We start from the raw sequence: 13,359 nt of genomic DNA, 5'->3' as shown, positions 1-13,359 counted from the left end.
TGAGGAGATGAAGAGAGGGGACGGTAGGGTGACGGCCCTGAAGAAGCGCGGGACGGGGATCACCCCGGCAGACCGCGTCCGATCACCAAGCACTGGACGAGGGGGAACCGTCAGGTGAGCACGGTTTCAGCAACCGGATTCTGCAGAGTCACGGTGGCGGCGCCGAACAGCCGGATCGATGTGGCACTCCCGGAGGACGTGCCTCTCTCTGACGTGTACCCGGAGATCCTGCGGCTGTCGGGCCAGACGCCCGAGGAGGCCGCGCCCGTCGGGTACAACCTGGTCCGCGGCGACGGCTCCGTACTCGACGACGGCCGATCGCTCGCAGAACAGCAGATCCGCGACGGTGAGTTGCTGCTCCTGCGGCCGTTCGCGGAGTCGCTGCCGCCCGCCGTCTTCGACGACGTCGTGGACGCCGTGGCCGCCGCCGTCGAGACCGACCGCCGCAGCTGGAACGACGGCATGATGCGCGGCGTCGGCCTGGCCGCCGGCGCGCTGCTGCTGACCATGATGGCGCTGGTGCTGTGGTTCTCCGAGCCCCTCGCCCACGACATGCACGGCCTGCCGGGCGTCATCGCCGGTGTCACCGGCGTCGTCCTCGTCGCGCTGGCGTCCGTACGGGCCCGGGTCTACGACGACCACCTCGCGGCGGTGGCCCTCGGCCTGGCCGCGCTGCCGCACCTGATGGTGGGCGGCTCGGGTGTCGTGGGAGTCGCCTCGGGAGAGGGACCCGGACGGCTGCACCTGCTCATCGGCCTGGCCGTCGTCCTTGTTGCCGCGGTCCTGCTCGTCCTGATGCTGCCGCAGAACGACGCGCCCTTCGTCGCCGCATCGTTCGCCGCCGGTGTCGGTGTCCTCGCCACCTTCGCCACGATCGTCTTCGAGGCGGAGCCCCGCGAGAGCGCCTCCGTCACCGCCGTCGTCATGGTCGCCGCCGTCGGCTTCCTCCCCGGCTGGTCCTCCCGCTTCGCCAAGCTCCCCATAGGGTTCCGTTCGCCCGACCAGATCGCCAAGCGGGGGCGCGCCGAGGACCAGCAGGAGCAGGAGCCGGTCGACTACCAGCTCATCACCGCCCAGGCACGCCGCGGGCACGAACTGCTCCTCGGTCTCGTCGGCGGCTGCGCGGTCGGCGCCGTGGCCTCCGCCGGTGTGGTGCTCGGCTTCTCCACCAGCGGCTGGGCCCAGCTGCTGTCGCTGGCGGTCGGCCTCGCGATGCTGATGCGGGCCCGCCTCTTCCTGTACACGTCACAGGTCGTGACGCTGATGGCCTCGGGCATCATCACGGTCTGCCTGCTGGTGCTCGGCCTGGCCCTGAACCCGCCGGTCGACATCATCGAGGAGCTCACCTACAACCACAACAGTGCTCCGCTGGACATCCGCACCATCTGGCTGTCCGCCGCCGTCGCCCTGGGCGCGGTGCTCCTCCTGGCGATCGCCCTGGTCGTCCCGCGCAAGGGCGTCACCCCCTTCTGGGGCCGCATGCTGGACCTGTCCGAGGGCGCGGTCCTGCTCTCGCTGATCCCGCTCTGCCTGGCGGTGCTCGACCTGTACTCGGCCGCCCGGGGCATGACCAGCGGCTGACCGATCGGTCACCAGCGGCGCACAGCGTCGGCAACGCACAGCGGCTGTCACCTCACCGGGTGACAGCCGCTGTGCGTTGCGGAGCTTCGGTCAGAGGCTCCGTACCTTGCGCCCCCGGGTCAGCCCCACCTGCTCCGCCAGGGCGTCCGCGGCGGGCGAGGCGCCCTTGCGCGAGCGGGCGGCCTTGGCCCGGTTGGTCCGCGCGACACGGACCACCCGGTGGCCGCCGGGCGGCGAGGCCACGCCGCCGAAGCGCAGATCACCCGCGAACCACATGCTCTCCAGTGCGCTCCCGCGGTCCCTGCTCAGGTCGGTGTCGAAGACGGTGGGCTGCAGCGGCACCTCGTGTCCCGGCTCCGGCCTGAGCACCACGACGGTCACCTGCGACCCGCGCCTGAACGTGCACGGGTGCTTCTGCCAGGGATAGGCGCGCAGTATGCGGCCCATACGATAGGCCGAGACCAGGGCCGTGACGGTGAGCGGGACGGCGAACAACGCGACGATCGTGACCATGACGACGACACCCGGGTCGGCCCCCTCCTGCCCGGGCAGAGCGCTGTAGGCCACGGCTCCCGCCCAGCAGAGGATCACGGCGGCCAGCCAGGCCCACCGCGCGCGGACGCGACGCCGCCAGGACGCCGCCGTCTCCGGGTGGCTCATCGCGGTCTCGGAGGTCGCATGCATGGCCGGGATGCTATCGGCGGCCCGAGGCCCGCCCCCGCGCAGCGAGGCGGGGCGCGCCGCTTCCGGCTGGTACCCTGTGTGACGGCCGTTCGTGTACGCACCTCCGGAACGCCTGGCGAGAGCCGGATCTGGAGGCCGCGCCCAGCGGATCCCCGCCTCCCGAGTCGTGGAAGCTCCCCTGAGAAGCAGACCAGGGGCACTCGGTGGCAACAAAGAAGACTCACGAGGAGTACGCGTGTCGCTCGACGCCGCTACGAAGAAGCAGATCATGTCCGAGTTCGGTACCAAGGAGGGTGACACCGGCTCCCCCGAGGTCCAGGTCGCCCTGCTGTCGCGCCGGATCTCCGACCTGACCGAGCACCTCAAGACCCACAAGCACGACCACCACTCCCGTCGTGGTCTGCTGATCCTGGTCGGTCAGCGTCGCCGCCTGCTGCAGTACCTGGCCAAGAAGGACATCCAGCGCTTCCGTACGCTGGTCGACCGCCTCGGCATCCGCCGTGGTGCGGCGGGCGCCAAGTAAGACGCCGTGAAGGGAGCGGTTCCCACAACGAGGGAACCGCTCCCTTTGCCGTATGTGCGGACACCGCCGTCTGCGCGGACATCGCCGTACGTGCGAAACGTGCGCGTTGTCACCACCGCTTTGTAGGGTGGTAGCACAACGCAATACGTACGACACAACGTGACGGTACCCGGTCCGCACCGGGTACACGGATGAACGTCACGCACACCGGAGAAGCGACACCGGAAGCAAAGCCGGACGCGACACCGAAAAAGCAACACCGAAGAGGAGAAGCGCACCTCGCCGCCGCCGGTCCTCGGTAGTGGCCCCCGGGGGACAGCGGTCCCCGGGTGCTTCGATCGAAGACCGGCCCGCACCAGACGGAGCGCTTCTCCGCCACCGTCCCCCTGCCACACGGGCGGGACCAGGGACGAAGACGAGGAGAAAACGCTGGTGGAGAACGAGACCCACTACGCCGAGGCCGTCATCGACAACGGTTCCTTCGGCACCCGTACCATCCGCTTCGAGACGGGCCGCCTGGCCAAGCAGGCCGCCGGCTCCGCCGTGGCGTACCTGGACGACGACACCATGGTGCTGTCGGCCACCACCGCTTCCAAGAACCCCAAGGACCAGCTCGACTTCTTCCCCCTGACGGTGGACGTCGAGGAGCGGATGTACGCGGCCGGGAAGATCCCCGGTTCCTTCTTCCGCCGTGAGGGCCGGCCGTCCGAGGATGCGATCCTCACCTGCCGCCTCATCGACCGTCCGCTGCGCCCGTCCTTCAAGAAGGGCCTGCGCAACGAGATCCAGGTCGTCTGCACCGTCATGGCGCTCAACCCCGACCACCTGTACGACGTCGTCGCGATCAACGCCGCGTCCGCGTCCACGCAGCTGGCCGGCCTGCCCTTCTCCGGCCCGATCGGCGGCGTCCGCGTCGCGCTGATCCGCGGCCAGTGGGTGGCCTTCCCGACGCACACCGAGCTCGAGGACGCCGTCTTCGACATGGTCGTCGCGGGCCGCGTCCTGGAGGACGGCGACGTCGCGATCATGATGGTCGAGGCCGAGGCCACCGAGAAGACCATCAAGCTGGTCGAGGGCGGCGCCGAGGCCCCCACCGAGGAGATCGTCGCCGCCGGTCTGGAAGCCGCCAAGCCCTTCATCAAGGTGCTGTGCCGCGCCCAGTCCGACCTCGCCGCCAAGGCCGCCAAGCCGACCGGCGAGTTCCCGATCTTCCTGGACTACCAGGACGACGTGCTGGAGGCGCTCACCGCCGCCGTCCGCCCCGAGCTGGCCCAGGCGCTGACCATCGCCGGCAAGCAGGAGCGCGAGGCCGAGCTGGACCGCGTCAAGGCGCTCGCCGCCGAGAAGCTCCTGCCGGAGTTCGAGGGCCGCGAGAAGGAGATCTCCGCCGCGTACCGTTCGCTGACCAAGACCCTGGTCCGCGAGCGCGTCATCAAGGAGAAGAAGCGCATCGACGGCCGCGGTGTCACCGACATCCGCACCCTGGCCGCCGAGGTCGAGGCCATCCCGCGGGTCCACGGCTCCGCGCTGTTCGAGCGTGGCGAGACCCAGATCCTGGGCGTCACCACCCTGAACATGCTCCGCATGGAGCAGCAGCTGGACACCCTCTCCCCGGTGACCCGCAAGCGCTACATGCACAACTACAACTTCCCGCCGTACTCCACCGGTGAGACCGGCCGCGTCGGCTCCCCGAAGCGCCGCGAGATCGGCCACGGCGCCCTCGCCGAGCGCGCCCTGGTGCCGGTGCTGCCGACGCGCGAGGAGTTCCCGTACGCGATCCGCCAGGTGTCCGAGGCCCTCGGCTCCAACGGCTCGACGTCCATGGGCTCGGTCTGCGCCTCCACCATGTCGCTGCTGAACGCCGGTGTGCCGCTGAAGGCCCCGGTCGCCGGTATCGCCATGGGCCTGATCTCCCAGGAGATCGAGGGCGAGACGCACTACGTCACCCTCACCGACATCCTCGGTGCGGAGGACGCCTTCGGCGACATGGACTTCAAGGTCGCCGGCACCAAGGAGTTCGTCACCGCCCTCCAGCTCGACACCAAGCTGGACGGCATCCCCGCCTCCGTCCTGGCCGCGGCCCTCAAGCAGGCCCGTGACGCCCGCCTCCACATCCTCGACGTGATGATGGAAGCGATCGACACCCCGGACGAGATGTCCCCGAACGCGCCGCGGATCATCACCGTGAAGATCCCGGTCGACAAGATCGGTGAGGTCATCGGCCCCAAGGGCAAGATGATCAACCAGATCCAGGAGGACACCGGCGCCGAGATCACGATCGAGGACGACGGCACCATCTACATCGGTGCCGCCGACGGCCCGGCCGCCGAGGCCGCCCGCACCACGATCAACGGCATCGCCAACCCGACCATGCCGGAGGTCGGCGAGCGCTACCTGGGCACCGTCGTGAAGACGACGACCTTCGGCGCGTTCGTCTCGCTGCTCCCGGGCAAGGACGGTCTGCTGCACATCTCGCAGATCCGCAAGCTGGCCGGCGGCAAGCGCGTGGAGAACGTCGAGGACGTGGTCGGCGTGGGCCAGAAGGTCCAGGTCGAGATCGCCGAGATCGACTCCCGCGGCAAGCTCTCCCTGATCCCCGTGATCGAGGGCGAGGAAGACAGCTCTGACGACAAGAAGGACGACGCCGACCAGTGACGTCCCGTAGCTCCAAGGCGACGGCCCGCACCTCTTCCGAGGCGCGGGCCGTCGCCCGTACCCAAACCCTCATCAAGGGCGAGAACGGCATCGGTACGGTCCGCAAGACCACCCTCCCGGGCGGCCTGCGCATCGTCACCGAGACCCTGCCGTCCGTGCGCTCCGCGACCTTCGGCATCTGGGCCCACGTCGGCTCCCGCGACGAGACCCCGTCCCTGAACGGCGCCACGCACTACCTCGAACACCTGCTGTTCAAGGGCACCTCGCGGCGCAGCGCGCTCGACATCTCCGCCGCCATCGACGCGGTCGGCGGCGAGATGAACGCGTTCACGGCGAAGGAGTACACGTGCTACTACGCGCGCGTGCTCGACACCGACCTGCCGCTCGCCATCGACGTCGTGTGCGACATGCTCACCGACTCGCAGATCCTGGAGGAGGACGTCGACGTCGAGCGCGGCGCCATCCTCGAAGAGATCGCGATGACCGAGGACGACCCGGGCGACTGCGTGCACGACCTGTTCGCGCACACGATGCTCGGCGACACCCCCCTCGGCCGCCCGGTCCTCGGCACGGTGGACACGGTCAACGCCCTGACCGCCGACCGCATCCGCCGCTTCTACAAGAAGCACTACGACCCGACGCACCTCGTCGTCGCGGCCGCCGGCAACGTCGACCACAACAAGGTCGTACGGCAGGTCCGCGCCGCCTTCGAGCGCGCGGGCGCCCTGACGCGCCTCGACGCGACCCCGATCACCCCGCGCGACGGCCGGCGCGCCATCCGTACGGCCGGACGCGTAGAGGTCCTCTCCCGCAAGACCGAGCAGGCCCATGTCGTCCTCGGCATGCCGGGTATCGCCCGCACCGACGAGCGGCGCTGGGCCCTCGGCGTGCTCAACACCGCGCTCGGCGGCGGCATGTCCTCCCGGCTCTTCCAGGAGGTGCGCGAGAAGCGCGGCCTGGCGTACAGCGTGTACTCGTACACGTCGGGCTTCGCCGACTGCGGGCTCTTCGGTGTCTACGCGGGCTGCCGGCCCAGCCAGGTCCACGACGTGCTGAAGATCTGCCGCGACGAGCTCGACCACGTCGCCGAGCACGGTCTGCCCGACGAGGAGATCGACCGGGCCATCGGCCAGCTCCGCGGCTCCACGGTCCTCGGCCTGGAGGACACCGGTGCGCTGATGAACCGTATCGGCAAGAGTGAGCTGTGCTGGGGCGAGCAGATGTCCGTCGACGACATGCTGGGGCGGATAGCGGCGGTCACCCCGGACGACGTCCGCGAGGTCGCCCGCGACATCCTCGGCCAGCGTCCCTCGCTGTCGGTCATCGGTCCGCTCAAGGACAAGCAGGCCGCCCGGCTGCACGACGCCGTCGCCTGACGGCCGGTCATCGACTCAGAAGGAAGCGACAACATGAGCAAGCTGCGCGTGGCGGTCCTCGGCGCCCAGGGCCGTATCGGATCCGAGGCGGTACGGGCCGTAGAGGCGGCCGAGGACATGGAGCTGGTGGCCGCCCTCGGCCGCGGCGACAAACTGGAGACGCTGGCCGAGCAGGGCGCCCAGGTCGCCGTCGAGCTGACCACCCCGGCCTCCGTCATGGGCAACCTCGACTTCTGCGTACGGCACGGCATCCACGCGGTCGTCGGTACGACCGGCTGGACCGACGACCGTCTCGCGCGGCTGAAGGGGTGGCTCGACGGGTCCCCGGAGACGGGCGTCCTCATCGCGCCCAACTTCTCCATCGGCGCCGTCCTCACCATGAAGTTCGCGCAGATCGCCGCGCCGTACTTCGAGTCGGTGGAGGTCGTCGAGCTGCACCACCCGAACAAGGTGGACGCCCCGAGCGGCACCGCCACGCGCACGGCCCAGCTCATCGCCGAGGCACGCCGGCAGGCGGGCAGCGCCCCCCAGCCGGACGCCACGGTGACGGCCCTCGACGGTGCCCGCGGCGCGGACGTCGACGGGGTGCCCGTCCACGCCGTACGCCTGCGGGGTCTGCTCGCCCACCAGGAGGTGCTGCTCGGCGGCGAGGGCGAGACCCTCACGGTGCGCCACGACTCCCTCCACCACAGCAGCTTCATGCCGGGCATCCTGCTGGGCGCCCGCCGTGTGGTGAGCACCCCGGGTCTCACCTTCGGCCTCGAGCACTTCCTCGACCTGGGCTGAACCGAGAGCCGACACGACACGATGCGCGCGAAGATCACGTATGCCGTCACGGCCGCCGTCCTGGTCGTCTACTTCGTCCTGGTCGGCAGCCGTGGCGTGCTGCTCATCGAGACCGGTACGCCCGTGACGATCGCCTTCGGGGTCGCGGTGCTCGTCCTGCCGGTGATCGGGCTCTGGTTCCTGTGGAAGAACACCCAGTTCGTCCGCAGGGCCAACGCCCTCGCCGCCGAGCTCGACGCCGAGGGCGGCCTGCCCGTCGACGAGCTGAAGCGCACGCCGGGGGGCCGGATCGACCGCGACTCGGCCGACGAGGTCTTCGCCCGCCGCAAGGCCGAGACCGAGGACGCCCCCGACGACTGGCGCAGCTGGTTCCGCCTCGCCGTCGCCTACCACGACGCCCGGGACACACCGCGGGCCCGCAAGGCGATGCAGCGGGCCATCGCACTGCACGACGGCAAGCCGGTCCAGCCCGTCTGAGGGAGACCCGCTCATGCGTGAGGGCCGGCCCGCGACATGTCGCGGACCGGCCCTCACGGCATTTCGCCTCTCAGGCCCGCCCGTACTCCGCGACCCATGCCTCCACCATGTCCGCCGCCCGGTCGAACGCCTCCGGGCGTCCCAGGAAGTCGGCGTTGTGGGTCGTGATGAGCGGCGCGACGCCCTCGGACGCCCGGCCCTCGCGCTCGAGGACCAGCGCCTGCCCCTGCACCGTGCGCGGCGCGCCGAACCAGCGCACCGGCTGCTGGAGCGTACGCGCCGAGAGGACCTGCTCCCACGGCACCGTGCGCGTGGTGAAGAAGCCCACCTGGCGCAGTCCCCGCGCGCTCACCCAGACGCCCATGCGCAGCATCCGCAGGGCGCCGGCGATGACGAGGAGCGCCACCCCGAAGCAGACCGCACCGGCCGACAGCGTCCCGGCGAACGCGATGATGACAGCCGCGGCGAGCACGTACGAGGCGAGCAGCAGCAACAACGCCGCCGCGCCCACCCGCCACGGACCGGGACGGTAGGGCCGCCGCCAGCGATCACGGTCGTCGAAGGGCAGCGCCAGATCGTCCGCTGCCTCGTCGAAGGCGGGGTCGGCGGTCAGGAAGGGCAGGGGCACGGCTGATCCTCACTCCATCCACCAGGGGCTGTGCCCGGTGAGGCTATCGAGACGTGTCCCCGCTCACCACTCTGGGGCGGCCAGGAGGAGTGCACGACCCGGGCCATTCGGACGGCATACGGGCCGGCAAGCGGCAGAGCGGCCCTGTCAGCGACCGGTGGAGGCCTCGGACTGGCTCTGTGACTGGGTGGGGGACTGGTCGACCGACAAGGCGGGCATCCCGACCAGCAGGGAGCCCACGAGGCCCGCGACCACGGTGAGCCCCACCAGCCACCGCCCGGCTATCTCACTCACGGTGGCGCGCTCCCGGGGCGGGGGAGCGACATTGCTGCGGAATCTGTCGGCCTCGGCGACGAAGGCGAACGGAATGGGCTCGCGCCGACGGAACATGGGCCTTGCTTCTCCTCGGGAAGTCGGGGACGCGGACGGATCACGCCGCACGGATCACTGTCACTGGCGTCGCACGGATCACTGTCACTAACACAGACGAGCGAGTGCCCGGAATGGTGCCGCCTTTCACCTACTTCACAGAAGTCACCGGCCCGCGACGGCCGGGAGCCGGGGCACGCGACGGGAGGGACCGCGGCACGCCGGGAGGCCGCCCCTGTCAGTGCCGGGCCGTAGAGTGGTCGCCGCCCCAGAGAAGTGAAGAAAGGGACCCTCCGAGCCGTGACCGACACCCCCGCCGACGACCTCAAGCCCAGCTTCCGCAGCGACGTCACCGTCGAGCTGGTCAAGCACACCGCGTCCGACGCCGACGTGCTCTTCGCCGCCCGCGTCTCGACCATCGGCGAGCAGTCCCTGGACGAGCTCGGCAAGGACCCGGAGCGCTCCAAGGGCCTGATCAACTACCTGATGAGGGACCGGCACGGCAGCCCCTTCGAGCACAACTCGATGACGTTCTTCATCAGCGCCCCGATCTTCGTCTTCCGCGAGTTCATGAGGCACCGGGTGGGCTGGTCGTACAACGAGGAGTCGGGCCGCTACCGGGAGCTCCAGCCGGTCTTCTACGTCCCCGACGCCTCCCGCAAGCTGGTCCAGGAGGGCCGCCCCGGCAAGTACCGTTTCGTGGAGGGCACCCAGGCGCAGCAGGAGCTCACCGGCCGCGTCATGGAGGACTCGTACGTCCACGCGTACGAGGCGTACCGGGAGATGCTCGCGGCGGGCGTCGCGCGCGAGGTCGCCCGCTCGGTGCTTCCCGTCGGCCTGTACTCCTCGATGTACGCCACGTGCAACGCGCGCTCGCTGATGCACTTCCTCGGCCTGCGCACCCAGCACGAGCTGGCGAAGGTGCCGTCCTTCCCGCAGCGGGAGATCGAGATGGTCGGCGAGAAGATGGAGGCGGAGTGGGCGAAGCTCATGCCGCTGACGTACGCGGCCTTCAACGCGAACGGACGCGTCGCCCCGTAGCGACCGGCGGGCGCCTCTGATGCACCTGCGGGAGCCTCTGGTCACCTGCGGGAGGGCGTGATCACCCCGGGGCGCGGCGCACGATGCACATATGTGCGGGTCAGTCGAGCGAAGTGTCCGGATTGCAGCTTTTCGCGAAGTTCATCTAGCCTGATCAAACGGGCCCGGCACTGCTTGAACCCCCGAGCAGGCAGTGCCGGGCTCCGCCTTTGTCCTGACTTTTCCCGCACCCCACGGGCAGACCGCGCCTTGAGCAACGAGTAGCGTGTTACCCATGGCTCCGACCTCCACTCCGCAGACCCCCTTCGGGCGGGTCCTCACCGCCATGGTCACGCCCTTCACGGCGGACGGCGCACTCGACCTCGACGGCGCGCAGCGGCTCGCCGCCCACCTGGTGGACGCAGGCAACGACGGCCTGATCATCAATGGCACCACCGGCGAGTCCCCCACCACCAGCGACGCGGAGAAAGCGGATCTCGTACGGGCCGTCCTGGAGGCCGTCGGCGACCGCGCCCATGTGGTGGCCGGTGTCGGCACGAACGACACCCACCACAGCATCGAGCTGGCCCGCACCGCCGAGCAGACCGGCGCGCACGGCCTGCTGGTCGTCACGCCGTACTACAACAAGCCCCCGCAGGAGGGCCTCTACCGGCACTTTACGGCCGTCGCCGACGCCACGGAGCTGCCGGTGATGCTGTACGACATCCCCGGCCGCAGCGGTGTCCCGATCAACACGGAGACCCTCGTCCGGCTCGCGGAGCACCCGCGGATCGTCGCCAACAAGGACGCCAAGGGCGACCTCGGCCGCGCAGGCTGGGCCATAGCCCGCTCCGGCCTCGCCTGGTACTCCGGCGACGACATGCTGAACCTGCCCCTGCTCTCCGTGGGCGCGGTCGGCTTCGTCTCGGTCGTCGGCCATGTCGTCACCCCCGAGCTGCGCGCCCTGGTCGAGGCGTACGTCTCCGGTGACGTCCAGAAGGCGACCGAGATACACCAGAAGCTGCTCCCGGTCTTCACCGGCATGTTCCGCACCCAGGGTGTGATGACCACCAAGGCGGCGCTCGCCCTCCAGGGCCTGCCCGCCGGGCCGCTGCGGGCGCCCATGGTCGAGCTGACGCCCGAGGAGACCACCCAGCTCAAGATCGATCTTGCTGCCGGCGGGGTACAGCTCTGATACCGGACTTCACAACTGAATAGGCAGGACACAGGTGCCTGCATCCCATCAACAACTGCTTTCGCACGAACGTCACACGCGCCACGTGCCCTACAGGCACGTGGCGCGTGTGGTGAGGAGAGTCTTTTGAGTCATCCGCATCCTGAACTCGGGCCGCCGCCGAAGCTTCCCCAGGGCGGCCTCCGGGTCACCCCGCTCGGCGGTCTCGGCGAGATCGGCCGCAACATGACCGTCTTCGAGTACGGCGGCCGCCTCCTGATCGTCGACTGCGGGGTGCTCTTCCCCGAGGAGGAGCAGCCCGGAATCGACCTGATCCTGCCGGACTTCTCGTCCATCCGTGACCGTCTCGACGACATCGAGGGCATCGTCCTCACACACGGCCACGAGGATCACATCGGCGGCGTTCCGTTCCTCCTCCGCGAGAAGCCGGACATCCCCCTGATCGGCTCCAAGCTCACCCTCGCCCTCATCGAGGCCAAGCTCCAGGAGCACCGCATCCGCCCGTACACGCTCGAGGTCGCCGAGGGCAACCGCGAGCGCATCGGCCCCTTCGACTGCGAGTTCGTCGCTGTCAACCACTCCATCCCGGACGCCCTCGCGGTCGCCATCCGCACCCCCGCCGGCATGGTGGTGCACACGGGCGACTTCAAGATGGACCAGCTGCCGCTGGACAACCGGCTCACGGATCTCCACGCGTTCGCGAGACTGAGCGAAGAGGGCATCGACCTTCTGCTCAGTGACTCCACCAACGCCGAGGTCCCCGGGTTCACTCCGCACGAGCGCGACATCTCCAACGTCCTGCGCCAGGTCTTCGCGTCCGCCCGCAAGCGGATCATCGTGGCCAGCTTCGCCAGCCACGTCCACCGCATCCAGCAGATCCTGGACGCCGCCCACGAGTACGGCCGCCGGGTCGCCTTCGTCGGCCGCTCCATGGTCAGGAACATGGGCATCGCACGCGACCTCGGCTACCTCAAGGTCCCGCCGGGCCTGGTCGTGGACGTCAAGACGCTGGACGACCTGCCCGACCACGAGGTCGTGCTGGTCTGCACGGGCTCGCAGGGCGAACCGATGGCCGCGCTGTCGAGGATGGCCAACCGCGACCACCAGATCCGCATCGTCCAGGGCGACACGGTGATCCTGGCGTCGTCGCTGATCCCCGGCAACGAGAACGCGGTCTACCGGGTCATCAACGGCCTCACCCGCTGGGGCGCCAACGTCGTGCACAAGGGCAACGCCAAGGTGCACGTCTCGGGCCACGCCTCCGCCGGCGAGCTGCTGTACTTCTACAACATCTGCCGCCCGAAGAACCTGATGCCCGTCCACGGCGAATGGCGCCACCTGCGCGCCAACGCGGAGCTGGGTGCCCTGACCGGCATCCCGCACGACCGGATCGTCATCGCCGAGGACGGCGTGGCCGTCGACCTCGTCGAGGGCAAGGCGAAGATCTCCGGCAAGGTCCAGGCCGGATACGTCTACGTGGACGGCCTCTCGGTCGGCGGCGTCGGCGAGCCCGCGCTCAAGGACCGCAAGATCCTCGGCGACGAAGGCATCATCTCGGTCTTCGTGGTCGTCGACTCGTCCACCGGCAAGATCACCGGCGGCCCCCACATCCAGGCCCGCGGCTCCGGCATCGAGGACTCCGCCTTCGGGGACGTCATCCCGAAGATCACGGAAACCCTGGAACGCTCGGCTCAGGACGGCGTCGTAGAGCCCCACCAGCTGCAGCAACTCATCCGCCGCACGCTGGGCAAGTGGGTGTCGGACAGATACCGGCGCCGGCCGATGATCCTCCCGGTCGTCGTGGAGGTCTGACCTCCGCCGTACGGCCTGCCGTACGGGCTCCACTCGCGTGGCAACAGGCAGCGGGGCGCCTCGATTTGCATCGAGGCGCCCCGCTCCAGTACGTTTACGGCTCCGCCCAACCGGGAACCCGGGTGCTTCAAGCACCAGGGAGCGACTCCCGGAGCGGGGCGGAAAATCCGACTCAGAACTTCTGATAAAGTCGGAACCGCCGGAAAGGGAAACGCGAGAGCGGGAACCTGGAAAGCACCGAGGAAATCGGATC

12 protein-coding genes are annotated in these 13,359 nt (G+C 69.7%); 9 read left to right on the top strand and 3 right to left on the bottom strand.

Going from position 1 to position 13,359, the window contains the following annotated elements; genetic code table 11:
• Positions 1 to 114 precede the first annotated feature (114 nt).
• The gene (gene eccD, locus IE242_RS34030) at positions 115 to 1,581 is read left to right on the top strand and encodes a type VII secretion integral membrane protein EccD (protein ID WP_268249525.1); all 1,467 of its coding nucleotides are present in this window, start codon (positions 115 to 117) and stop codon (positions 1,579 to 1,581) included.
• Positions 1,582 to 1,671: 90 nt separating this feature from the next.
• Here eccD and IE242_RS34025 read toward each other — a convergent pair whose 3' ends face one another.
• The gene (locus IE242_RS34025; RefSeq protein ID WP_189866372.1) at positions 1,672 to 2,265 is read right to left on the bottom strand and encodes a hypothetical protein; all 594 of its coding nucleotides are present in this window, start codon (positions 2,263 to 2,265) and stop codon (positions 1,672 to 1,674) included.
• A 235-nt stretch (positions 2,266 to 2,500) separates the two neighbouring features.
• On the opposite strand from IE242_RS34025, the gene rpsO reads away from it, so the two are divergent.
• The 5 genes from rpsO (at position 2,501) to IE242_RS34000 (ending at position 8,082) form a co-directional block, all read left to right on the top strand.
• Positions 2,501 to 2,788, top strand: a complete 288-nt coding sequence (rpsO, locus tag IE242_RS34020) for a 30S ribosomal protein S15 (protein WP_059415298.1) — start codon at positions 2,501 to 2,503, stop codon at positions 2,786 to 2,788.
• A gap of 432 nt (positions 2,789 to 3,220) precedes the next feature.
• Positions 3,221 to 5,443 (top strand): polyribonucleotide nucleotidyltransferase, encoded by a 2,223-nt coding sequence (locus IE242_RS34015; RefSeq protein ID WP_189866370.1) that lies wholly within the window; start codon positions 3,221 to 3,223, stop codon positions 5,441 to 5,443.
• Positions 5,440 to 6,819 carry a M16 family metallopeptidase gene (locus IE242_RS34010; protein WP_189866369.1) on the top strand — a complete coding sequence of 460 codons (1,380 nt, stop codon included), beginning with the start codon at positions 5,440 to 5,442 and terminating at the stop codon, positions 6,817 to 6,819. Before IE242_RS34015 ends, IE242_RS34010 begins: the two co-directional genes overlap by 4 nt.
• Positions 6,820 to 6,852: 33 nt before the next feature.
• On the top strand, positions 6,853 to 7,605 hold the full coding sequence (gene dapB / locus IE242_RS34005) for a 4-hydroxy-tetrahydrodipicolinate reductase (protein WP_189866367.1): 753 nt from the start codon (positions 6,853 to 6,855) through the stop codon (positions 7,603 to 7,605).
• Positions 7,606 to 7,626: 21 nt separating this feature from the next.
• Positions 7,627 to 8,082 carry a tetratricopeptide repeat protein gene (locus IE242_RS34000; protein WP_189866365.1) on the top strand — a complete coding sequence of 152 codons (456 nt, stop codon included), beginning with the start codon at positions 7,627 to 7,629 and terminating at the stop codon, positions 8,080 to 8,082.
• A 70-nt stretch (positions 8,083 to 8,152) separates the two neighbouring features.
• Here IE242_RS34000 and IE242_RS33995 read toward each other — a convergent pair whose 3' ends face one another.
• Together IE242_RS33995 and IE242_RS33990 are read right to left on the bottom strand one after the other, a co-directional pair.
• Entirely contained in the window at positions 8,153 to 8,710 is a 558-nt protein-coding gene (locus IE242_RS33995; protein ID WP_189866363.1) for an SCO5741 family PH domain-containing membrane protein, read from the bottom strand.
• 147 nt (positions 8,711 to 8,857) lie between these two features.
• Complete coding sequence (locus tag IE242_RS33990; protein ID WP_189866361.1) at positions 8,858 to 9,100, bottom strand: hypothetical protein; 243 nt, start codon at positions 9,098 to 9,100, stop codon at positions 8,858 to 8,860.
• 279 nt (positions 9,101 to 9,379) lie between these two features.
• On the opposite strand from IE242_RS33990, the gene thyX reads away from it, so the two are divergent.
• The 3 genes from thyX to IE242_RS33975 all read left to right on the top strand — a co-directional run bounded on the left by thyX (position 9,380) and on the right by IE242_RS33975 (position 13,106).
• A complete protein-coding gene (gene thyX, locus IE242_RS33985; protein ID WP_189866359.1) occupies positions 9,380 to 10,120 on the top strand; it encodes an FAD-dependent thymidylate synthase in 741 nt (246 codons plus the stop codon).
• A gap of 274 nt (positions 10,121 to 10,394) precedes the next feature.
• Positions 10,395 to 11,294 carry a 4-hydroxy-tetrahydrodipicolinate synthase gene (gene dapA / locus IE242_RS33980; protein ID WP_189866356.1) on the top strand — a complete coding sequence of 300 codons (900 nt, stop codon included), beginning with the start codon at positions 10,395 to 10,397 and terminating at the stop codon, positions 11,292 to 11,294.
• Between the two features lie 126 nt (positions 11,295 to 11,420).
• Positions 11,421 to 13,106, top strand: a complete 1,686-nt coding sequence (locus IE242_RS33975; protein WP_189866354.1) for a ribonuclease J — start codon at positions 11,421 to 11,423, stop codon at positions 13,104 to 13,106.
• Positions 13,107 to 13,359: the final 253 nt, after the last annotated feature.

The sequence above is a fragment of the Streptomyces poonensis genome (genome assembly GCF_014650915.1).
GTDB classification, from domain to species: Bacteria; Actinomycetota; Actinomycetes; order Streptomycetales; family Streptomycetaceae; genus Streptomyces; species Streptomyces poonensis.
This window is presented reverse-complemented; position numbering and strand designations above follow the sequence as displayed.

Bases quoted from the DNA above. Each gene is read 5' to 3' on its own strand.
- IE242_RS33990 (WP_189866361.1), bottom strand. From the start codon at position 9,100: ATGTTCCGTCGGCGCGAGCCCATTCCGTTCGCCTTCGTCGCCGAGGCC.
- dapA (WP_189866356.1), top strand. From the start codon at position 10,395: ATGGCTCCGACCTCCACTCCGCAGACCCCCTTCGGGCGGGTCCTCACC.
- dapB (WP_189866367.1), top strand. From the start codon at position 6,853: ATGAGCAAGCTGCGCGTGGCGGTCCTCGGCGCCCAGGGCCGTATCGGA.
- IE242_RS34000 (WP_189866365.1), top strand. From the start codon at position 7,627: ATGCGCGCGAAGATCACGTATGCCGTCACGGCCGCCGTCCTGGTCGTC.
- IE242_RS34025 (WP_189866372.1), bottom strand. From the start codon at position 2,265: ATGCATGCGACCTCCGAGACCGCGATGAGCCACCCGGAGACGGCGGCG.